This window comes from Actinomarinicola tropica (genome assembly GCF_009650215.1).
GTDB lineage: Bacteria > Actinomycetota > Acidimicrobiia > Acidimicrobiales > SKKL01 > Actinomarinicola > Actinomarinicola tropica.
Window position 1 is genome coordinate 1,056,406 of the sequence record NZ_CP045851.1, and the last position, 22,065, is coordinate 1,078,470.

At 72.9% G+C, this 22,065-nt stretch carries 19 protein-coding genes and 1 tRNA gene; 16 read left to right on the plus strand and 4 right to left on the minus strand.

The genetic code is table 11. The annotated features are described in order from the left end of the window. Window positions 1-25: 25 nt before the first annotated feature. Window positions 26-655, minus strand: coding sequence for a peptide deformylase (gene def, locus GH723_RS05320; RefSeq protein WP_153758679.1), 630 nt, complete (start codon window positions 653-655; stop codon window positions 26-28). After that, entirely contained in the window at window positions 652-4,083 is a 3,432-nt protein-coding gene (locus GH723_RS05325; RefSeq protein ID WP_153758680.1) for a hypothetical protein, read from the minus strand. Before GH723_RS05325 ends, def begins: the two co-directional genes overlap by 4 nt. Window positions 4,084-4,224: 141 nt before the next feature. Between GH723_RS05325 and GH723_RS05330 the strand changes: the two genes are divergently transcribed. The 6 genes from GH723_RS05330 to GH723_RS05355 all read left to right on the plus strand — a co-directional run bounded on the left by GH723_RS05330 (window position 4,225) and on the right by GH723_RS05355 (window position 9,930). Then, on the plus strand, window positions 4,225-4,782 hold the full coding sequence (locus GH723_RS05330) for a TetR/AcrR family transcriptional regulator (protein WP_153758681.1): 558 nt from the start codon (window positions 4,225-4,227) through the stop codon (window positions 4,780-4,782). Window positions 4,783-4,819: 37 nt separating this feature from the next. After that, a complete protein-coding gene (locus tag GH723_RS05335) occupies window positions 4,820-5,992 on the plus strand; it encodes an amidohydrolase family protein (RefSeq protein WP_153758682.1) in 1,173 nt (390 codons plus the stop codon). A 43-nt stretch (window positions 5,993-6,035) separates the two neighbouring features. Then, a complete protein-coding gene (locus tag GH723_RS05340; protein WP_153758683.1) occupies window positions 6,036-6,779 on the plus strand; it encodes an SDR family NAD(P)-dependent oxidoreductase in 744 nt (247 codons plus the stop codon). 170 nt (window positions 6,780-6,949) lie between these two features. Then, window positions 6,950-8,248 carry an HNH endonuclease gene (locus GH723_RS05345; protein WP_195210551.1) on the plus strand — a complete coding sequence of 433 codons (1,299 nt, stop codon included), beginning with the start codon at window positions 6,950-6,952 and terminating at the stop codon, window positions 8,246-8,248. A 47-nt stretch (window positions 8,249-8,295) separates the two neighbouring features. Continuing rightward, entirely contained in the window at window positions 8,296-8,634 is a 339-nt protein-coding gene (locus tag GH723_RS05350) for a hypothetical protein (RefSeq protein ID WP_153758685.1), read from the plus strand. A 27-nt stretch (window positions 8,635-8,661) separates the two neighbouring features. After that, window positions 8,662-9,930, plus strand: a complete 1,269-nt coding sequence (locus GH723_RS05355) for a hemolysin family protein (protein WP_153758686.1) — start codon at window positions 8,662-8,664, stop codon at window positions 9,928-9,930. A 9-nt stretch (window positions 9,931-9,939) separates the two neighbouring features. Here the strand turns inward: GH723_RS05355 and GH723_RS05360 are convergent. Then, window positions 9,940-10,011, minus strand: a tRNA-Arg gene (locus tag GH723_RS05360). Between the two features lie 60 nt (window positions 10,012-10,071). On the opposite strand from GH723_RS05360, the gene GH723_RS18450 reads away from it, so the two are divergent. The 6 genes from GH723_RS18450 to GH723_RS05385 are packed head-to-tail and all read left to right on the plus strand — an operon-like array spanning window position 10,072 to window position 16,428. Continuing rightward, a complete protein-coding gene (locus GH723_RS18450) occupies window positions 10,072-10,251 on the plus strand; it encodes a hypothetical protein (protein WP_195210553.1) in 180 nt (59 codons plus the stop codon). A 52-nt stretch (window positions 10,252-10,303) separates the two neighbouring features. Further along, the gene (argS, locus tag GH723_RS05365; RefSeq protein WP_195210554.1) at window positions 10,304-11,923 is read left to right on the plus strand and encodes an arginine--tRNA ligase; all 1,620 of its coding nucleotides are present in this window, start codon (window positions 10,304-10,306) and stop codon (window positions 11,921-11,923) included. Continuing rightward, the gene (gene lysA, locus GH723_RS05370; RefSeq protein ID WP_229023085.1) at window positions 11,920-13,254 is read left to right on the plus strand and encodes a diaminopimelate decarboxylase; all 1,335 of its coding nucleotides are present in this window, start codon (window positions 11,920-11,922) and stop codon (window positions 13,252-13,254) included. The genes argS and lysA overlap by 4 nt, the downstream gene beginning before the upstream one ends. A 14-nt stretch (window positions 13,255-13,268) precedes the next feature. Then, complete coding sequence (locus tag GH723_RS05375) at window positions 13,269-14,573, plus strand: homoserine dehydrogenase (RefSeq protein WP_153758688.1); 1,305 nt, start codon at window positions 13,269-13,271, stop codon at window positions 14,571-14,573. 5 nt (window positions 14,574-14,578) lie between these two features. Beyond that, the gene (gene thrC, locus GH723_RS05380) at window positions 14,579-15,952 is read left to right on the plus strand and encodes a threonine synthase (RefSeq protein ID WP_153761086.1); all 1,374 of its coding nucleotides are present in this window, start codon (window positions 14,579-14,581) and stop codon (window positions 15,950-15,952) included. Window positions 15,953-15,954: 2 nt separating this feature from the next. Continuing rightward, window positions 15,955-16,428, plus strand: coding sequence for an RDD family protein (locus tag GH723_RS05385; protein ID WP_195210555.1), 474 nt, complete (start codon window positions 15,955-15,957; stop codon window positions 16,426-16,428). Window positions 16,429-16,484: 56 nt separating this feature from the next. On the opposite strand, the gene GH723_RS05390 is transcribed toward GH723_RS05385, so the two are convergent. Continuing rightward, window positions 16,485-17,606, minus strand: a complete 1,122-nt coding sequence (locus GH723_RS05390) for a hypothetical protein (RefSeq protein ID WP_153758690.1) — start codon at window positions 17,604-17,606, stop codon at window positions 16,485-16,487. Between the two features lie 63 nt (window positions 17,607-17,669). On the opposite strand from GH723_RS05390, the gene GH723_RS05395 reads away from it, so the two are divergent. The 4 genes from GH723_RS05395 to GH723_RS05410 all read left to right on the plus strand — a co-directional run bounded on the left by GH723_RS05395 (window position 17,670) and on the right by GH723_RS05410 (window position 22,047). Beyond that, window positions 17,670-18,770 carry a phosphotransferase family protein gene (locus GH723_RS05395; protein ID WP_153758691.1) on the plus strand — a complete coding sequence of 367 codons (1,101 nt, stop codon included), beginning with the start codon at window positions 17,670-17,672 and terminating at the stop codon, window positions 18,768-18,770. Between the two features lie 229 nt (window positions 18,771-18,999). After that, complete coding sequence (gene rho, locus GH723_RS05400) at window positions 19,000-20,715, plus strand: transcription termination factor Rho (protein ID WP_229023088.1); 1,716 nt, start codon at window positions 19,000-19,002, stop codon at window positions 20,713-20,715. A gap of 82 nt (window positions 20,716-20,797) precedes the next feature. Next, a complete protein-coding gene (gene rpmE / locus GH723_RS05405) occupies window positions 20,798-21,031 on the plus strand; it encodes a 50S ribosomal protein L31 (RefSeq protein ID WP_153758692.1) in 234 nt (77 codons plus the stop codon). Window positions 21,032-21,336: 305 nt separating this feature from the next. Next, window positions 21,337-22,047, plus strand: coding sequence for a hypothetical protein (locus tag GH723_RS05410; protein ID WP_153758693.1), 711 nt, complete (start codon window positions 21,337-21,339; stop codon window positions 22,045-22,047). Window positions 22,048-22,065: the final 18 nt, after the last annotated feature.

Genomic DNA, 22,065 nt, shown 5'->3' on the forward strand with positions numbered 1-22,065 from the left:
GTAGTCTCAATTCCGCGGGGCGACGTCACACCTCGTCCGCCCCCTCGTCCTCGTCCCCGTCCTCGTCGTCACCCTGGGCCCGCCGGTAGGACTCCGAGGTGGGGTCGAGGGCCGGCTCGCCGAACCACTCCGCCGCCCGCATCTCGTCCTCGAGCCGCTTGCGGACCTTGGTCGGGTGCAGGTCGATGTACAACTTCCCGTTGAGGTGGTCGGTCTCGTGCTGGAAGCAGCGGGCTCGCAACCCCTCGCCCTCGTAGGCGATCTCGGCACCGGTGGCGTCCTGGCCCGTGACCCGGCAGCGCAGGGCGCGGGTGGTGATGAGCCCCATCCCCGGCAGCGACAGGCACCCCTCACCGCCCTCCTGGAGGTCGGCGTCGAGCACGGTCACCGTCGGGTTGACGACGGCAGCGGCCAGACCGTCGCGGCAGTCGAAGACGAACACCCGCTCGGTGCGGCCGATCTGGTTGGCGGCGAGCCCGACCCCGGTCGGGATCGCGTACATCGTCTCGAACAGCTGGTCGACGAGGCGCTGGACCTCGCCGTCGAAGACCGTCACCGGGGTGCACCGCTTGCGCAGCACCGGGTTGCCCCAGAGGGTGACGGGGGCGCACCCGCCGTGGTCGTGGTCGGACGAGGTCGGCTCCGTCGCGCTCATGGCGCGGATCCTACGGATCGCGGGTCGTGGCAGCCGCCTCCGCGGCGGCGCGGCGCGCGGCCTCGGCCATCGCGGCGTGGGCGGCCTCCATCTGGAACCGGCCGAGCGCCCGGTAGCTCTCGAACTGGCGGTGGCTGAACAGCTGGTCGGTGGTCGGGGAACACCGGTGTGGACTCGGCCCACGTCTGCACGTCCCAGGGGATCTCGTCGGTGAGGTTGGCCTCGAGGATGACGATCCGCCCCGGCGTGCCGTCCGGGTAGGTGAAGGTCCCGGTGACGCAGGGCTTGGTGGCCCACACGGCGTCGGGCACCGGGTCGGCGGTGGCCACCTTGGGTCGGCGCCGCAGCGGTCGCCGCACCACCTTCGGGGCCTCGGCCGGCCGGCGCATCGGCGAGAGGTCGACCTTCACGTCGATGGCCATCTCCTCGCGGACGAGGGCCAGCGCCTCGCCGATCGTGCTGAACGACTCCGGCCCGTCGCCGGCGGCGCTGATGCACCAGATCTCGGTGCACCCGCGCCGGAACAGCTCGACGACACCCAGGTTCTCCCAGTGCCCGCCGTCGGACACGTAGAGGTAGGGCCCGTCCTTCGGGAACGCCCCGGCGACCTCGCGCAGGTACCACCACCACCACGGTCGGCCCCGCCACCGCTCGCCAGCCGCGAGCCGCTCGACCTCGGCGGGGTGCGGCAGCCACACGCCGAGGCGCACGTTGAGGAGGGCGAGCAACGAGTCGATGGGTCCCCGGCTCATCTTGCCCATGCCCGGCGAGACCGCCGCCCCCGAGATGGCCATGAGCGACGGGAGCGTCACGTCGGACAGGCGCCGGTCGTCCAGTCGGGCGAAGTACTCCCGGGTGTCCATCCATCCGAGCTCGGGGGACCCGACCACCTCGGCCGACACGGTGAACGACACGCTGCGGCGACCGGGCGGGGCCACCGACCGGTCGGCGACGTTCGCCGCGCAGCACATCACCAGCTGGCTCGCGGCCACCGACTCGCCGTCGACCTGTGGCGCCCGGGGCGCGACGAGCTGTGCGTGCGACGTCGTCCGCAGCGCGGCGTCCTGCGGCGCGTGCTCGGCCTCGGCCTCGATGTCGCGGATGAGCACCGGGCCGTCCTCGTAGCGCACGTCGGTCGCCTGGGTGGGGGACACCCGACGGATGGCGTAGGCCTCGCTGAGTCGCCGCTTGTAGAAGGGGAAGAGCGACCACGAGTGCGCGTCGACCGTCCCCAGCCCGACGAGCGCCGCGAGCACCCACAGCCAGCGGGCGACGTCGGTCGAGAGCCAGAGGGGCAGGTCGGCGAGCCCGAGGCCGAGGCCGAACCCGAGCATCCGCCCGCTCGGGCCGTTCGCCGTCGCGAACTCGAGCAGGTCGAGGAACACCAGGACCGCGAGGAGCGGGACGACGATCCCGACCACGAGCCGCGACACGGTGTCGATGTGGGCCTTGCCCTCCTTGATGGCCAGGCTCGTGAACGACTTGACCGCCGTCGCGAGCAGACCCGTGATGCCGAGCGCGGCGAGCACGGCGTCGAGGCCGGTGGCGCCGTCCTGGCTCGCACCGCCCCCGCCCCCGATCGTGAGGAGCCGGTTGAGCAGGTCCGGCACCTCCTGCACGGCCCACGGCAGCACGACGAACACCAGGAGCCACCCGCCGCCGAGGAGCGCGAGCATCGCCGCCGCCTGCTCCATCGTGCGGCGCACCCCACGGTGGAACGGCCGCCAGAGCACCCGCCCGAGGTACACCGCCAGGCCCGCGCCGAGCAGGACGAGTCCCGTCAGCCACTGCCCGAGCACGACGTCGATCGACGTGCGCCCGGTCATCCCCGAGCGGTGCGTCACCGTCGGGGTCTGCTCCTCGACGAGCGACTGCTCGATCGCCGCCGCCACCTCGCCCACCTCCCCGGTGCGGGGCACCGTCCGGAACGCCCGGCTGTCGAGCTCGAAGCGGGGTGCGTCGCCGACGACCACCGCCGGTCCGTCCGCGTTGTCCGACGTCGGCGCGTAGGGGTCGGCGGCCACGTCCTCGACCGAGCACGGGGGTGCGTCGTCGCCGCTCGGCCGGTCGTCCCACGCCGCCACCCGCACGGTGGGCTGGTCGACGATCGACGCCTCGCCCCGCTCGACGCGGACCACGCCCGGGCCGGTCGTCGTCGCCCACGCCGGCGCCAGGCGGGTGGTGGCGTCGTCCACGGCGGGCCACACGCGCATCACGGCACACGAGTACGACGGTGTGACGGCGTAGACCGAGAAGGGCGGGTCCGCCGTGGCGTTGTTCTCGACGAGCGTGACCTCGACGTCGGCGAGCGCCGGCTGGGTCGCGGTCTCGAGCACCGGCGTCCGGGCGCGCAGCTCGGGGTGGGCGGCGTCGCTCGAGATGAGCCACCCGATCGGCCGGGCGACGGCGAACATCAGGAGCCAGATGAGCAGCCAGCCGAAGAGGATGCCGGCGATCAGGCGCAGCGCACCGGCGAGGAAGACGAGGGCGCTGCCGATGAGGTGGGACGAGTGGAGCCGCACCCAGCGCTCCTCGGGCGACAAGGGCGCGTAGACGCGTGGGCCGGTCCGTCGCGCCGCGTCATCGTCGGCCCGCTCACCGTTGGCGATGGCCCAGCTCGCCGCCATGTAGCCGCCGCCCGACACCGCGGTCACGTAGCGGGCCCGCTCGAGCACGCCGTGGTGGTCGAGCACCTGCAGCGCACCGAGGCAGAAGGACGCGGAGCGCACGCCGCCGCCCGAGCAGCTCACCCCGATGCGTCCCGGTTCGGGCGCCCACGCCGCCTGGTGGTCGTCGCGCGGCTCGTAGGTGGCGTGTCGGGCCGGACGGTGGAACCCGCTCGCGACCCACACCGCGCCCATGCCGACGAGCACGACGACCGCGAGGAGGAGCAGCCCGAGCTTGGTGCCGGCGGCGAACGACGCGAGCGGGAAGTCCGCACCGGACGCCGGACCGGCGAGCGCGTCGATGCCGCCCTCGTCCAGACGGGTGGCGAGATCGCTCAGGCCCGACCGCAGGAGCGCGTTCTCGACGAGGTCGAGCGCGGCGGCGACGAAGGTGGCACCCAGCGCGCACCCGCCCGCGATCGTCCAGGAGTGCCACACGGTCGACCGCCGAGCCGGCACCTCCGGCGGTCGGGAGGCCTGGCGCCGCGCCCACAGCAGCCCGCCGAGGCCCGCACCGAGGACGACGACGAAGAGCGGCACGAACCGCCGGTCGTCGTCGTGGAGGGCGTCGATGCTGTCGGCGATCAGCGCCTGCACCTCGGCGGGGTCGGCGTCGGGCTCGTCGGCCCCGAGCAGGCGCACCACCTCTCCCTGGCGACCGGCGAGCTGCAGGGGCAGCGGGTCGAGCCCCTGCGTCGGCGCGGCCACCGCGAGGAGCGAGGCCGCCACCGCCACGTACGCCGCGGCGATCGCTGCTCGCACCAGTCGCCCGCTCGCTCGCCCCACGCTGCCCTCCGCCGTGTCGGCCACCCTGTGCACGGATCGTGCTCCCTCGGCGGTTCGGGGGCAAGGACCAGCTGCCAGACTCTCGGGGTGCCACCTTCGAGCTCCGAGCGTCGCGACATGCTGCTCGACGTCGCCGGCGACCTGGCGATGACCGACGGGCCCGAGGCGGTGACGATGGACGCGGTGGCGGCCCGGGCCGGGGTCAGCCGCCCGCTCGTCTACAAGCACTTCGCCAACCGCGACGTGCTGCTCGACGAGCTCTACCGACGCGAGGCCCGGCGCCTCCACCGCGAGCTGAGCGGCAAGGTCGAGGCGGCCGACGGCGTCGAGGCGATGTTCCGTGCCCTCGTGCGCGGGGCGCTCGACGCATCGGGCGATCGCAGCCACCTCCTCGCCGTCATGCGACGGGGGACGTGGAGTCGAGCCGTGCGCGGCGAGCAACGTGACCGCGACGAGCTGACCACGAGGGCGTTCTCACGGGTGGTCGTCGCCGAGCTCGGCGTGGAGCGGGCCCGTGCGACCCCGGTCGTCGCGCTGCTCCTCTCGCTCGTCGACGGCGTGCTCGCCCAGTGGCGCCTCGACCCGACGGCGCACCGTGCCGAGGTGCTCGAGGCCGCGTACATGGAGATCGTGCGGGGAGCGCTCGTCGCGCTTGCCGACCCGCCCGATCGGTGACAATCTGTCACCGCACGCGATCCAGGGGGACCACGACATGACCGACGCCGCGACGCGCACCTACGCCGGCGAGCAGCGGATGCTCGACGCCGACAGCCACGTGATGGAGCTGGCCGACTTCCTCGACCCGCACATCGATGACGCCTTCCGCCCGCTCCTGCGCCGCAAGGGGATGGACGCCCTCGCCCCGGTGCTCGAGAAGGCGAGGTCCCAGGCCGAGGCCCGCAAGGTCGACGCCGAGCGTGCCGCGGAGGCCGAGGCCCGGCTGCTCCAGGACAAGGGCTGGAGCGCGGTCGGTGCGTTCGACCAGCAGGAGCGCATCCGGGCCCTCGACCTGTTCGGCTTCCACGGCCAGCTCGTCTTCGCCACCTTCGCCACCTCGATGTTCAGCGGCCGCGACCTCGACCGCCTGTACGCCGGGGCCGCCGCCCAGAACCGGGCCATGGTCGACTTCTGCTCGGTCGACGACCGCCTGTTGCCCGTCGGCTACGTGCCGCTGAACGACCCGGCGCGGGCGCTCGCCACGCTCGAGGAGGCGCTCGAGCTCGGGTGCGACGCCGTCATGGTGCCCTCCACCGCCGCCGGCGAGCTGGCGCCCACCCACCCGGACCTGTTCCCGGTGTGGGACACCCTGGCCCAGGCCGACGTGCCCTTCGTGCTGCACGTGGGCGGCGGCGGACGGCTCCTCGACCGTGCCTTCCACAACAACGCCATGCCGGTCAGCGACCACCTGGGCGGTGGCGAGAACATCCGCTCCAAGGACTTCCTCGCCATCCACCACTCGCCCGAGCTGTTCCTCGGCGCCCTGATCTACGACGGCATCTTCGACCGCTTCCCCACGCTGCGGGGCGGCTGCATCGAGCAGGGCGCGTCCTGGGTGCCGTCGTGGATGCGCCACCTCGACTACGGCCTCCGCGCCTTCCGCCGCACCGAGGAGCCGCTGCAGCGCCTCGAGCACCAGCCGAGCGACTACGTCCGCCGCAACCTCACCTTCACGCCGTTCCCGGGCGAGCCCCTCGGCTGGATGATCGAGCAGGCGGGGGACGTGTTCCTCTTCTCCACCGACTACCCGCACCCCGAGGGCGGCCGGGACCCGATCGCCAAGTTCGAGGAGCAGATCGGCGAGGTCTCGACGGCGCAGCGCGACGCCTTCTACTACGGGAACATGGCGCGGCTCCTCGGCCGCCGGTTCGCCGCCGCCGCGGCGTGACGCAGGTCGTGGCGGGACCGGGCCACGCGGGCAGGATGGTGGGGTGACCTCCCGCCGCGTGGCCCTGGTGAGCGATGGTGCGGGCTACGTCGGCCCGCACCTCGCTCGCGCCCTCGCCGCCGCCGACCACGACATCGTCGTCGGCGACCCCGAGGACGGGCTGGTCGAGTCGCTGCAGTCGCTCGGCGCCGCGGTCGAGGTCGTCGAGCGCACCCGGTTCCTCGTGGAGCCCGACGCGTCGGAGCGACTGGCCGCCGCGGCCCTCGATCGCTTCGGCCGCATCGACGCCGCCGCGGCGTTCACCGGCAAGATCGTCACCGGTCGGTTCCTCTCCTCGTCGCTCGACGACCTGCGCACCGCGGTCGTCGGGTGCGTGGAGGCGCCGTACAACTTCCTGCGGGCCGTCGTGCCGGTGATGGTCGAGCAGGAGGGAGGCGGCCAGGTGCTGGTGTTCACCAGTGCCGCCGGCGCCCGGGTGACGCCCGGCGCGCCGCTGTACTCCACCGCGCGTGCGGGGGCCACGATGCTCGTGCGCAACGTGGCGGCCGAGGTCGCCGGGCGCGACGTGCAGGTCAACGCCCTGGGCACGAACTTCATCGACTTCGACGGCTTCGTGAAGGCCAGCCGGGCCGACACGCCCGAAGGGCGGGAGCGGGTCGAGGCCCAGGTGCCCATGGGCCGCCTGGGCGGCCTGGAGGAGCTGGCGCACTTCGCGCTGCCGTACCTCGACGGCCGCAGCCGCTTCACCACGGGCCAGTACGTGTCCTTCGCCGGAGGCTGGGCCTAGCCGGTCCAGTGTCACATCCCCTTCGTAGGATGGGGTGCAGGTGGTCGGGTCGGTGTCTTCCCCGCCCGGTTCGGTCGCCTCGTTCGCCGGCGTCGGTGCCGGCCTGTGATGGCGATGGCGGAGGTGCAGCTGTGGTGCTGCTCGATGTCGGGGAAGTGGATGTGGGTCCGGTGGATCCGGGGGTCGCGCTGTCGGCGTTGGCCCGGGCGGTGGACTTGCTCGCCGCGGTGGATCTCGATGCGTTGGATGCCTGCTCGGAGATGGGGTTGGTGCGCGATCTGGAGGTCCTGCGCCGCCGGTTGGACGCCACCACCGATCAGCTGGCGGGGCATCTGGACCGCTCTCAGGCGTATGTGGTGGACGGGTTGGCGTCGGCGGCGGTGGCGGTGCGGCACCTGGGCCGTCTCCCACACGCCGAGGCCCGGGCGCGGGTGCAGTGCGCGCGGGTGCTGCGGGACCTGCCCGCGCTCGCCGCCGCGTATCGGGCGGGGGACGTCCCGACCGCACATGTGCGGGCGGTGGCCCGTGTGGCGCGCAACCCCCGAGTCGTGGACCTGTTGCCGCTGGTCGAGGACGTGATCGTGGAGATGGCCCGCAGCGAGGGCCACGACGGGTTCTGTCGGTGGTTGCGGGAGTGGGAACGCCTGGTCGATGTCGACGGCACCGAACAGGACGCCGAGACGACCCACGCACGACGGAACGGGTCGGTGGTGGAGAACTTCGACGGCGGGTTCACCCTCACCGGCGGGTTCGGGAACCTGCAGGGCGCCGCCATCGCCGAGACCTTCGAGCGGTTCGCCCGCGCCGAGCTCCTCGCCGACTGGGCCGAGGCCCGCGCCCGGCTCGGTGACGCCGCCACCGACGCCGACCTGGCCCGCACCGCCGCCCAGCGCGGCGCCGACGCCCTCGCCGCGATCTTCGCCCGCGCGGCCTCCACCGTCGGCCGGGCCGTCCCGCTGGTCAACATCATCGTCGACCTCCACACCCTCGAGACCGCCCTCACCGGCACCGACGAGCCTGCTGAAGCCCCGCAGGTGCCGCGGGCGACCGGGCCGCGCGTCTGCCGCACCGTGTCGGGGGTGCCCCTCGCACCCTCCGACGTGGTCGCCGCGGCACTGGCCGGCCAGGTCCGCCGGGTGGTCATCGACGCCGACTCCAACGTCATCGACCTCGGACGCCGCCGACGGTTCTTCACCGGCTCGGCCCGCGAGGCCGCCGAGCTCACCAACACCCTCGCCCACCCCGACGGACTGCGCTGCATCTGGAACGGCTGCCACCGACAACGGGGCCTGCAGATCGACCACACCGTCGACGCGAGCCGCGGCGGACCCACCGACCAAGCCAACGCCGCCGTGCTCTGCGACACCCACAACCGGCTCAAGAACCACGGCTGGCACCCCACCCGCGCACCCGACGGCACCTGGACCATCCACCGCCCCGACGGCACACCCACCACACCACCCGCATGACCGCGGCGGACCGCTCGCCGGCGGGCGGTAGCGTGGCGGCGATCTCGATGGACGACGACCAACCTCCCGAACCGGCGCGCCGCCGGGCGATCCTCGTCCTCGCCGCGATCGCCGTCGCCATCCTCGGCGTCGGCGAGATCGCACCGAGCCTCACCACCCACGCCGTCGCGCCCGTCTTCGACGACTCGACCCAGGGGTCCGCGAGCGGCGCGGTCGTGCGCCAGGCGCGCCGTCGCACCCGCTGCCCGCGCCGGGTGCGGTGGTCGTCCACCCGTCGCCGACGCCGCACGCGTCCGGCCGCCCCGTGCGCCCGCTGGCAGCCGCGACACGCTCCTGGCCGGCTCGACCCACCGAGGAGGGGACCTCCGTCCCACGCCGTGCTCTGAGCCCGGTGTCGTCGTGATGGAGGTCAAGTGGAGTCGATCGTTCCCCAGCTGCTGCTGGTGTTGTTCCTCGTCGTGTTGAACGCGGCGTTCGCCGGGACCGAGCTGGCCCTGGTGTCGCTGCGAGAAGGTCAGCTGCAGAGGCTCGAAGGAGCCTCGGCGGCCGGCCGCGTCCTCGCCCGTCTGGCGCGGGAGCCCAACCGCTTCCTCGCCACGATCCAGATCGGCATCACGCTGGCCGGGTTCCTGGCGTCCGCGGCGGCCGCGGTGTCGCTGGCCGAGCCGCTCGTCGAGCCGCTCGGATTCCTCGGCGGGGCCGCCGAGCCCGTCTCGGTCGTCGTGGTCACCCTGGTGCTCGCCTACGTCACGCTCGTGTTCGGCGAGCTCGCGCCGAAGCGGGTCGCCATGCAGCGTGCCGAGCGCTGGGGGCTCCTCGCCGCCCGGCCGCTCGCGGTCATGTCGTCGATCACCCGCCCGGCGGTGTGGTTCCTCTCCCGGTCGACCGACGTGGCCGTGCGGCTGATGGGCGGCGACCCGCACCAGCAGCGCGAGGAGGTCACCGAGGAGGAGATCCGCGACATGGTGGCGATGCAGACCTCGTTCACCGAGAAGCAGCGGGCGATCATCGACGGCGCGTTCGAGATCTCCGAGCGCACGCTGCGCGAGGTCCTGAAGCCCCGCAACGACGTCGTGCACTTCAGCGCCGACCAGCTGTGCCCCGAGGCCCTGCTCGACCTGGTCGCGTCGGGGTACTCGCGGGCGCCCGTGACCGCGACGGCGTCGCTCGACGACGCCGTCGGCGTGGTCCACATGCGCGACCTCATCCGCGGGGGCGACGGTCCGGTCGGTCCCGTCGTCTCCGAGCTGCCGGTCTACCCGGAGACGCTCGACGTCCTCGAGGCCCTCCACCGCATGCAGGCGACCCATGCCCAGCTCGCCGGCGTGGTGAACGAGCACGGCGCCATCGAGGGCATCGTCACCGTCGAGGACCTGGTCGAGGAGCTCGTCGGCGAGATCTACGACGAGACCGATCGCGACGTCGTGGCCGTCCGCCACCTCGACGACGGCACGATGGTGCTCGTCGGCTCGTTCCCGATCCACGACCTGCCCGACGTCGGCGTCCACGAGGTGCCGGAGGGCTCCTACGCGACCATCGCCGGGTTGGTCCTCGACGAGCTGAACCACCTGCCCGACGCACCGGGCGACCGGGTCGTGGTGGGGGAGTGGGAGATCGAGGTGACGGCCGTCGCCAAGCGGACGATCACCGAGGTGGCCGTGCGTCGCCACGACGCGCCGTGACCGGGTGAGCGCCCTCGGCAGGACTCGAACCTGCGCACACGGCTCCGGAGGCCGATGCTCTATCCGCTGAGCTACGAGGGCTGGTGGACGAGCCAGTATGCCAGGTTCCCAGGAGGCCGCCGACCTGACAGCCTGGTGCGCATGAGCGATCCCCAGGACGAGACCGTGCCCGACGCCGACGCCCAGGAGCAGTCCGCCGAGGTCGACCCCGCGGGCGCGATCGATCAGCCGACGCGGGACCCGGAGGCGCCGGAGGCCGACGCCTGGGAGCAGGCCCAGGAGCTGCCGGAACCGGACGAGGACACCGGCCCCGACTCGTAGACTCCGCTCCTCCCGCACCTCTCGCACGCCCCCACACGGAAGAGACGCACCGTTGATCCGCGACGACCTGGCCGCCGCCCTCCGCACCACGCTGCGGACCCTCGAGATCGAGCCGCTCCCCGAGCAGATCCACCTCGAGCGACCGGCCCGCCGCGAGCACGGCGACTGGTCGTCCAACGTGGCCCTCGCCACCGGCAAGCGGGCCGGCTGGAACCCTCGTGAGCTGGCCGGACGCATCGCCGAGATCCTGAACGCCGAGCTGCCGCGCCACGTGCGCAGCGTCGAGATCGCCGGTCCGGGGTTCGTCAACTTCCGCCTGCACGACAGCTGGCTGCACGACGTGCTCGTCGACGTGGTCGACGCCGGCACCGACGGATTTGCCCGGCCGCACCTCGGCGACGGCGAGTCGGTGCAGCTGGAGTTCGTGAGCGCCAACCCGACCGGGCCGCTCCACGTGGGCAACGGCTGGTGGTGCGCGTACGGCGATGCCCTCGCCCGGGTGATGGCCCGCTGCGGCTACGAGGTGTCCCGGGAGTACTACGTCAACGACACCGGCGGGCAGATCCGCCGCCTGGGCGAGAGCGTGCTGGCCCGGCGGCGCGGCGAGGACGTGCCCGAGGGCGGCTACCCGGGCGAGTACGTCGCCCACCTCGCCGCCGAGTTCGACGGCCCCGACGACCCGACCGAGGCCGGGCGGTTCGCCGCGGAGCGCATCCTCGTGAACATCCGCGAGACCCTCGAGTCGGTCGGCATCGTGTTCGACGAGTGGTTCAGCCAGGCCTCCATCGAGGAGTCGCCGGCGCTCGACGAGACGCTCGCCCAGTTGCGGTCGAGCGGCCTCGTGTTCGAGAAGGACGGAGCACTGTGGCTCAACACGGGCGACCACGGCGACCCCCGCGGTGAGCGGGTCCTCAAGAAGTCCGACGCCGAGGGCGGTGACTACACGTACCTGGCCGGCGACATCGCCTATCACCGCAACAAGTTCCTCGTGCGCAACTTCGACCACGTCATCAACGTGTGGGGCGCCGACCACCACGGGCAGGTCGCCAGCCTGAAGGCCGGCGTGGCGGCACTCGGCATCGATCCCGAGCGCCTCGAGGTGCGCCTCGGTCAGATGATCTCGCTCGCGAGCGGGCGCATCGGCAAGCGCCTCGGCAACGCCATCGACTTCTCCGACCTCATCGCCGACATCGGCCCCGACGCCACCCGCTTCCTCAGCCTCACGAGCTCGATCGATCAGCCCACCACGGTCGACCTCGATCAGGTGCGCAGCCAGACGATGGAGAACCCGGTCTTCTACGTGCAGTACGCGCACGCCCGCATCTGCTCGATCCGCAAGGTGGCCGAGGAGCGTGAGGTGGCCCGCCGCCCGGTCGACGAGGTCGACCTGTCGCTGCTCACCCACGAACGCGAGCTCGACGTGCTGCGCACCCTCTTCGAGCTGCCCGAGACGCTGGCGTCGGCGTGCGTCGACCGGGCGCCGCACCGCATCACGGTGTGGGTCCGCGAGCTGGCCGGGCGGTTCCACGGCTTCTACCACGACTGCTACGTGATGGGCGACGACGTCCCGCCCGAGCTCACCCAGGCCCGGCTGTGGCTGGTCGAGGCCGCAGGAGTGGGGCTCGAGATCGGCCTCGATCTGCTCGGCGTCTCGGCACCGGAGTCGATGTGACCACGACGCCGCAGCCGCCCGCGCCCAGCGGTCCGGGGGCGGCCACGCCCGGCCAGCACGCCCGGGGCCCGGTGCCGCTCCAGCTGCTGCCGGACCACTCGACCATCGCCGCCGACGGCTCGCTCGTCATCGGCGGGTGCCGCGTCGACGACCTGGCGAGCGAGTTCGGCACCCCGTTCTTCGTCTACGACGAGGTCCACCTGCGCGACCGTGCCCGCGAGGCGGTCGCCGCGTTCGGGCCGGGCGTGGCCTACGCCTCCAAGGCGTTCCTCTGCACGGCGATGGCGGCGCTCGTGCACGAGGAGGGGATGTGCATCGACGTCGCCACGGGCGGCGAGATGCGGGTGGCCCTGGCCGCCGGCGTCCCGGCCGACCGCCTGGTGATGCACGGCAACAACAAGTCGAACCTCGAGCTCGAGATGGCGCTCGCCGAGGGCGTGGGTCGCATCGTCGTCGACTCGTTCGACGAGATGGACCGCATCGAGGCGCTGGTGGCGGGGGGCCTCCCCGTGCCATCGGTGCTGCTGCGGATCACGCCCGGCATCGAGGCCCACACCCACGAGTTCGTGAAGACGGGTCAGGACGACTCGAAGTTCGGCTTCGGCCTGGCGTCGGGGGCGGCCCGGACGGCGCTCGACCGGGCCCACCGATCGACGGCCATGCACCTCGTCGGCATCCACGTGCACATCGGCAGCCAGGTCTTCGTCGTCGACTCGTTCCGCAAGGCGGTCCAGACGCTCGCACCCCTGGTGAACGACCTCGGGCTCCCCGAGTTCTCGATCGGTGGCGGCCTCGGCGTCGCCTACGTCGAGGGCGAGGAGTCGGCGACGATCACGCAGTGGGGGGCGGTCATGAACCAGGCGTGCCGCGACGCCGGCATCACCGCCCAGGTGTCGGCCGAGCCCGGCCGCTCGATCGCCGCCGCCGCCGCGGTCACCGTCTACACCGTCGGCACGATCAAGGACCTGCCCGGCATCCGCACGTACGTGTCGGTCGACGGCGGCATGAGCGACAACCCCCGGCCGGTGCTCTACGGCAGCGGCTACGAGACGTTCCTGCCGCGTGCCGTCGCCGCCGACCGTCCGCGCGAGATCCGCCTCGTCGGCAAGCACTGCGAGTCGGGCGACGTGCTCGTGCGGGAGGGCTACGTCCCCGACGACCTCGCGGTCGGCGACCTGCTCGCCACGCCGGTCACCGGCGCCTACGGGCACTCGATGGGCTCCAACTACAACAAGGTCCTGCGCCCGCCCGTCGTGTTCGTCCGCGACGGCGACGCCCGGCTCGTCGTCCGTCGCGAGACCTACGACGACCTGCTGCGTCTCGACGTGTAGGTAGCGTTGCCCGGATGACCACGACACCGGTGCGCATCGGTCTCCTCGGCTGCGGCAACGTCGGAGCGGCGTTCGTCCAGCTCGTCGAGCGGCGCCACGACGAGATCGCCAACCGCCACCAGATCGACCTCCAGATCACGCGCGTCGCCGTGCGGAACCTCTCGCGGGAGAGAGCGGTCGACCTCGACGAGGCCGTGCTCACGCACGACGCCGATGCGGTCGTCCACGATCCCGACATCGACCTGGTGGTCGAGGTGATCGGCGGCATCGAGCCGGCCCGCCACCTGACCCTCTCGGCGCTCAAGGCCGGCAAGCCGGTCATCAGCGCCAACAAGGAGCTCCTCGCCAACCTCGGCGCCGAGATCTACGAGGCGGCAGGCGATGCGGGTGTCGACATCCTGTTCGAGGCGGCCGTCGCCGGGGGCATCCCGCTGATCCGGCCGCTCCGCGAGTCGCTCGCCGGTGAGGACATCCGGCGCGTGGTCGGCATCGTCAACGGCACCACCAACTACGTGCTGTCCCGCATGGCCGAGGAGCACGTGAGCTTCGGGGAGGCCCTGGCCGAGGCGCAGGAGCTCGGCTACGCCGAGCGGGACCCCACCGCCGACGTCGAGGGCTTCGACGCCAGCGCCAAGGCCGCGATCATCGCCTCCATCGCGTTCGGCGTGCAGGTCGTCGCCGGCGACGTCTACCGCGAGGGCATCGCCGAGCTCACCCCGGGTGACCTCTCCTTCGCCGCCCGACTCGGCTACGTCGTGAAGCTGCTCGCCATCGCCGAGCGGTTCGACACGCCGGACGGCGCCGAGGTGGCCGTCCGCGTCCATCCTGCGATGGTTCCCGAGCACCACCCTCTGGCGGCGGTGCGCGAGTCGTTCAACGCCGTGTTCGTCGAGGGCGCGGCCGTCGGCGACCTGATGTTCTACGGGCGCGGGGCCGGCGGCGACCCCACGGCGTCGGCGGTGCTCGGCGACGTGATCGACGCCGCGCTGAACCTCACCAACGGCCGAGCTTCGCGGCTCTCCCGCCTGTCGGAGGCGACGATCCGCCCGATCGACGACCTGCGCTCGGAGTACTACATCAACATGGATCTCGCCGACCGACCCGGCGCCCTCGCCACGGTGGCCGGGGTGTTCGGGGACCACGGCGTGTCGATCCGGGCGATGGAGCAGGAGGGCATGGGCGCCGAGGCCCGCCTCGTGTTCATCACCCACGGCGCCGTCGAGTCCGCGGTGCAGTCCACGCTCGCCGCTGTCCGCGACCTGGAGGTCGTCGACCGCGTCGGGTCGGTGCTGCGGGTCGTGGGCGGGGACGACAGCTGATGGCCCTGCGCTACGTGTCGACGCGGGGCACGGCCCCGCCCCTCGGGTTCTCCGACGTGCTGCTCACGGGGCTCGCGGCCGACGGCGGGCTGTACGTGCCCGAGTCCTGGCCGCGCCTCGCGGTGCGCGAGGGAGCGACCTCCTACGTCGACGTCGCGGTGGACGTGATGTTCCCGTTCGTCGAGGGCTCGATCGAGCGCGACGACTTCGCGTCGATGGTCGACGACGCCTACGCCGGCTTCGACCACCCCGACGTCGCGCCGCTCGTGCAGCTGGACGACGACACGTGGCTGCTCGAGCTCTTCCACGGCCCCACACTGGCGTTCAAGGACGTCGCGCTGCAGCTGGTCGGTCGGCTGTTCGACCACGAGCTGGCCCGTCGCGGCGAGCGGGTGACGATCGTCGGCGCCACGTCCGGTGACACCGGGTCGGCCGCCATCGAGGCCCTGCGCGACCGCGAGGCGATCGACGTCGTGATCCTCCACCCGAAGGGCCGGGTGTCCGACGTCCAGCGCAAGCTGATGACGACGGTCGACGCGCCGAACATCCGCAACGTCGCCATCGACGGCACGTTCGACGACTGCCAGGATCTGGTGAAGGCGATGTTCGCCGACGTGCCGTTCCGGGAGCGCCAGCGGCTCTCGGCGGTGAACTCGATCAACTTCGCCCGGGTGATGGCGCAGACGGTCTACTACGTCACCTCGCAGCGCCGCCTCGGCGGACCGGTGTCGTTCGCGGTGCCCACCGGCAACTTCGGCAACGTGTTCAGCGGCTACGGCGCCATGCGGATGGGCGTGCCGATCCGCCGGTTCGTGATCGGCTCCAACCGCAACGACATCCTCACCCGCTTCCTCGCCACCGGCACCATGTCGATCAGCGAGGTCCACGCCACGCTGAGCCCGGCCATGGACATCCAGGTGTCGAGCAACCTGGAGCGGCTGCTGTTCGAGCTGGTCGGCCACGACGGCGCGCAGATCGCCGAGCTGATGGCCCGCTTCCGCGGCGAGGGGACGGTGACCTTCCCGAGCGAGCTGCTCGACGCGGTGTCCGAGAGCTTCTCCGGGTTCCGCGTCGACGACGACGAGACCACGGCGGAGATCCGGCGCACCTACGACGAGACCGGGCTCGTGATCGACCCGCACACCGCCGTCGGTGTCGCGGCGTCGCGGGCCGCGGGTCGGGAGCAGGGCATCCCGATGGTCGTGCTCGGCACTGCCCACCCGGCCAAGTTCCCCGACGCCGTCGAGGCGGCCATGGGCGTGCGGCCCGAGCTGCCGCCGCACCTCGCCGACCTCGACGTGCGCCCCGAGCGAGTCGACGAGCTCCCGAACGACCTCGCCGCGGTCGAGGCCTACGTCGCCGAGCTCACCCGCGCCTGACGGTGAGCGCCGAACCCGCGGGCGCACCACCGGGGTTCCTCGAACCCGTCTTCGGGCAGCGTCTGCTCGCCCGGTTGGTCGACGGCATCGTCGTGGCCGGCCCAGTGCTGCTCCTGACCTGGGCGGTCGGGGGAAGAGGCGGGCGGGCCCTGGCGGTCGCAGCGGTCAGCCTCTACGAGGTTGTCGCCGTCAGCGTCGCCGGGCGCACGGTGGGCAAGGCGCTGTTCGGCACCCGCGTGGTCGACGCCCGCACCGGTGCCGCGCCGATCCCCCTGCAAGCGGTGCTGCGGTGGATGGTGCTCGCCGGCGGCGCGTTCGTCGCGCTCCTCGTGCCCGCCCTGGAGGGGCTCGAGGTGGTGTGGTTCTGGATCGCCGTCCTGCCCGTCATGAGCGGCCCGCTCCACCGGGGCCTCCACGATCGCGCCGCGCGCACGATCGTCACCGCCGACGCCATCGACGAAGAGATCGCGATCTGACGAGGTCTCGTGTCGATCCGGTCCGGACAGCGGACCGAACTGACACGAGACGGCCCCTAGCGGGCGGGATCGAGCAGGTCGGTGAAGCCCGACGGCTCGTGCGGCCCGATCACGAGCTGCTCGAGCACGCCGGTGCCGACCCGGTCGCCCCAGCGGGCCCGCACCAGCTGCTGCACGTGCAGGTGCGCGTGGTCCATCGGGTCGAGATCGGCGAGGACGAGCGTGTCGTCGGCGACGTCGAGCTCGCCGTGCCAGGCGCCGTGGTTCCACTCGGGGTGCAGGTAGCCGAGCCCGAGCATCTGGAACGTGACGAGCGGCTCGAGCTCGATGCGCTCGGAACCGCCCCGCCACGGGTGCAGGTCCAGCGTGGCGCCCCGGGCCCGCCGGGTGCCGGGCTGCCAGTCGATCGACCAGTCGACGTCCCGCATCGGCTCGGCCACGTCGCCGGGGTCGATCACCGGCGCGTCGGGGCTGTCGAGCACCGGCACGATCGCGCCGGACTGGTGCCACGGTCGGCCGTCGGAGAGCTCGTTGGTGTCGAAGTGCGTGCACACGTCGTCGAAGTTGATGGGCGCCCACAGCCAGAAGAACTGGGGGAGCCCGCCCGGCGCGCCGCCGGACTCGCGCTCGCCGACGGGCCGGATCCCCCACGAGCGGTCGCGGCAGCCGCGCACCGCCATCTCGTCGAGCGTCCAGGACCGCCCGTCGACCTCGATCGTGCCCGTCCACGTGCCCCACTGGGCGAGGCGCGTGTAGTCGAACGTGACGAGGGTGCCGGACCGGAACGTGAAGCGGGGCTCCTCGACCGCGACCGTGCGGGCGGTGAACGTGGCGTCGACGTGGAAGCCCCGGTCGGCGTCGTCGACGAGGACGCGGAGCTGGCGCATGGGGTCGACGACCTCGACGCGGATCGGACCCATCGAGGTGTCGCGGCGGTCGAGGGGGGCGCGGCCCGAGGTGCGGATGGAGCGCTGCACCCCGTCGTGGACGACGGAGAACGCGGCGTCGAGCACCTTGCGGTTCGGGTACAGGCCCATCGCCGCGGCGAAGAACAGCTCGCCGTCGGGCGTGTAGCCGTTGAAGAAGTACCGGTCGTAGGCGTTCCTCGACGGTGAGCCGTAGTGGGCGATCGGCTCGGGCGTCTGGTGGACCGGGAGGTCGTCGAGCGGGTTGAGCATCGTCGGACCGTAGATCGGTGGGCACCCGGCGCGTCGACCGAACTGGATGTAGCGTCAACGGCCATGGGGACCAAGGCCGTGGGGGGCCTCGCCTGCGGTCCCGAGGACGTCGACGCCGCATGGTTCACCGCAGCGCTGCGTGGCTCGGGAACGCTCGCCGAGGCCGAGGTGGTGGACTACGACGCCGAGCCGATCGGCACGGGTCAGGTGGGGCACAACGTGCGGTTCACGTTGCGCTACGACCGCGAGGAGGACGGGGCGCCGCCGACCGTGGTCGCCAAGTTCCCGTCGCCCGACGAGACCAGCAGGGCCACCGGGGTCGCCATCGGCACCTACGACAAGGAGGCCCGCTTCTACGAGAGCCTGGCCGGTGCCGTCGAGATCCGGCTGCCGCGCTGCCACCTGGTGCAGCACGACGAGGAGGCGCACCTCGCCACCCTGCTCTTCGACGACCTCGCGCCGGCGGAGCAGGGCGACCAGATCCGCGGCTGCTCGACCGCGCAGGCCGAGGTCGTCGTCGAGGAGCTCGCCGCGCTCCACGCGCCGATGTGGGACGACCCGCGCCTCGACGACATCGGCTGGCTCGCCCGGCCCCAGCCCGAGAACGGGGAGGCGATCCAGGGCTTCTACGGAGCGCTGTGGCCCGGCTTCTGCGAGCGCTACGGCGACCGGCTGAGCGACGAGGCGCGCCGGCTGGGGGAGCGGTTCGGCCACGGCCTCGCGACGTGGTCGCGGCGCCGGGTCGACGGGCCGCACACCGTCGTCCACGGGGACTTCCGCCTCGACAACCTGCTCTTCGGCGTCGACGGCAGCCGGCCCGTCGTCACCACCGTCGACTGGCAGACCGTCGCCATCGGCATCGGCACCGACGACCTCGCCTACTTCCTCGGGGCCGGGCTCCTGCCCGAGGACCGGCGGACCCACGAGCGCCAGCTCGTCCGTCGGTACCACGACCTGCTCGTCGGCCGCGGCGTCGAGGGCTACGACTGGGAGCGGTGCTGGGAGGACTACTGCTGGTTCTCCCTCAGCGGGTTCCAGATGGCGGTGGTCGCGTCGATGATCGTCCGGGCCGACGAGCGGGGCGACGCCATGTTCCTCGCCATGGCCGAACGCCACGCCTGCCAGGCGTTCGACCTCGGCGCCGACGAGGTGCTGCCCGCCTGACGGCGGTTGTTGTGCCCGGTTTCGGGCGACCGGTAGCCTGAAGGAGTCGTCGCCGGGAGGGCATCCACCCGGTCGACCATCCTGCCGGCACCTCCACGAGGGCTGTCGGGTCGCTCCACCCGTTCCCGCGGGTGAGGCCCGACAGGGCAGCGGTGCTCTCCCGTGTCCTCCACGCCGCCGCGGCGGTCCGGCGGGACGTCCACTCCGATCCACCCAGAAAGAGGTGCTGGTGAGCGACCAGCCACAGGCACTGGAGCGTTCGGCGCTCGAGCGCAAGGACCGCAGCGAGCTCATGACCATCGCCCAGGCGATGGGCGGCAAGCCCGGCTCGCGGACGAAGAAGGCCGACATCATCGACATGATCTTCGAGCTGGCGGGGATCTCGCCGGCCGAGGAGGCCGCAGCGACCGAGTCGCCGTCGGAGTCGGAGTCGGAGTCGGCGGCGGCCGAGGACGCCGGCGAGGCGACGGGCGGCACCGAGGCTGCGTCCGAGGGTGAGGGCGGCGAGGAGGCGGCCGCCGGTCGGCGCGAGCGCGACGAGCGCCCGCGGCAGAACGGCCAGCAGGAGCAGCGGGGCCCGAAGAAGGACCAGCAGCAGAAGGGCGAGAAGGCCCAGCAGGGCCAGCAGCAGCAGGGCCAGCAGCCGAAGGGTCAGCAGCAGGACCAGGGCGGCCAGCAGCAGAAGGGCCAGCAGCAGGACCAGGGCGGCCAGCAGGGCGACGACGACGTCGAGCCCGGCAACCGCCGTCGGCGGCGTCGGGGCCGCGATCGTGACCGGAACCAGCCCGACGACGTGGCCCAGGCCGAGCCGGTCGAGGTCGAGGGGCTCCTCGACCTGCGCGACGAGGGCTATGGCTTCCTGCGCGTCAACGGCATCCACCCGTCGAAGGACGACGTCTACGTCTCGGTGAAGCAGACCCGCCAGTTCTCGCTGCGCAAGGGAGACTGGGTCAAGGGCGCGAGCCGGCCGGCGTCGCGCAACGAGAAGAACCCCGCGCTGCTGCGCATCGACGCCGTGAACGGGGTCGATCCGGACGCCGCCACCTCCCGTCCCCGGTTCGAGGACCTCACGCCGCTGTACCCCGACGAGCGCCTCCGCCTCGAGGCGCCCGGCGACCCGTACAACATGACCGCCCGCATCGTCGACCTCGTCGCCCCGATCGGGAAGGGCCAGCGCGGCCTCATCGTCTCGCCGCCCAAGGCCGGCAAGACGACGATCATGAAGCAGATCGCCCGGTCGATCGAGGCCAACGACCCCGACGTCCACCTCATGGTCCTGCTCGTCGACGAGCGGCCCGAGGAGGTCACCGACATGCGGCGGTCGGTCACGAGCGCCGAGGTCGTGGCATCGACGTTCGACCGTCCGGCCGAGGAGCACGTCCACGTGGCCGAGCTGGCCATCGAGCGGGCCAAGCGCCTCGTCGAGGCGGGCGAGGACGTCGTCATCATCCTCGACGGCATCACCCGCCTGGCCCGGGCGTACAACCAGGCCGCGCCGCAGACCGGCAGGGTCATGTCCGGCGGCATCGACGCCGGGGCGATCTACCCCCCGAAGAAGATCTTCGGTGCGGCCCGCAACCTGGAGGAGGGCGGCTCGCTCACCATCCTCGCCACCGCCCTGGTCGAGACCGGCTCGCGGATGGACGAGGTGATCTTCGAGGAGTTCAAGGGCACCGGGAACATGGAGCTGAAGCTCGACCGCCGCCTCGCCGAGCGCCGGATCTTCCCGGCGATCGACGTCGACGCCTCGAGCACCCGCCACGAGGAGCTCCTGTTCGACAACAAGCAGCTCCAGCAGGTGTGGAAGCTCCGCCGCGTCCTCTCCGGGATGGCGGCCGAGGGCCAGGCCGGCGCCAGCATCGAGCTGCTCACCGACCGCATGCGCACCTTCAAGAGCAACGACGCGTTCCTCGCCGAGGTCGCGAAGGGTGCGACCGGGACCTGATCCCGGCACCCTGGATCCGGAATAGCCCGTGGTTGCACCACGTGGCAGACTCTTTCGCCCCCGCACGACCTGGAGACACCCGATGAAGGCCGACATCCACCCCGAGTACAAGGAAGTCGAGGTGCACTGCTCGTGCGGTGCCACCTTCACCACCCGTTCGACCGCCACGGAGCTCAAGTCCGAGCTCTGCAGCGAGTGCCACCCCTTCTACACCGGCAAGCAGAAGCTGGTGGACTCCGGTGGCCGCATCGACCGCTTCGAGCGCCGCTACGGCCGCCGCAAGAAGTCCGCGGCCGCTGCTGACAGCGAGTCCTGAGCACCCCACCCGACCGGCGCGCCGCGCTCGTCGCGGCCCGTGCCGCGGCGGTCGCGCGCGACCACCTCGGGCTGGACGTCCCGGCGGCGGACTGGTCCGAGCACGGGCCGGCCGGCGCGGCTGTCGCACGCGACGGCCGTGCCGTCGTCGCGCCCGCGGACGGCCAGCCCGTCGCGCTCGGGGCGGCCGTCGCCTGGGCGCACCGCCAGGGCGCCACCGAGCTGCACCTCCTCGTCGGCCCGGGCGATCGCCCCGAACCCCTGGGCGCCACGGCCCGGCGGGCCACCACCTTCGCCGCCCCGCCGATGGTGTGGGAGCTCGACGGCACGACCCCCCGGCGGGTCGAGCCCGATCCGCCCGAGCCGATCGGCGTGCCGAGCCCGCTCACGGCCGAAGCGACGCTGCTGCTCGAGCAGGCCGGTGTCGACGTGGTCGTGGAGGAGGGCGAGGTCATCGGCGAGGTGCAGGGGCTCGAGGTGGCGCGGGTCGTCCTCGACGGGCCCGACGGCCCGGCGCGCCTCGAGGTCGGCGTCGGCCGGTTCGACCGCGAGGCCTTCGCGCTGATCCACGGCGAGCTCTCCCCGCCCGAGGCGCTGGCCCGGGTCGTCGCCGACGTGGGCGAGCACCGCCGTCCCGGCGTCGAGCCCCACCCGATCAACCGGCTGGCGCGCGAGCGCTGGCTGCGGCGCCGGATCATCGACGAGCCCGCGCTGGTCGGCGCCGCCGCCCTCGGTGCGGTCGACGCCGCCCGACCGCGCGGCGGCCTCCGGGACCCGGGCATCGCCGTCGCCCTCGGCGCCCGATCCGACGGCACGCCGCTCGTCGTCGCCTGCACCACCGGGATCGACCTCGAGGCGGTGCCCGACGCCGCCGACGCCCGCCTCCGCCACGCGCCCCAGGCCGAGCTCGTCATCGCCGTGCCGGCGCGGGACGCGCACCGCATCACCCGCGAGCTCGCCGAGCTGCTCGCCCGGCCCGCCGAGGTCGTCACGGTCGAGGGCGCGTGGCCCACGTGAGCCCCGCCGGGGCCGTCG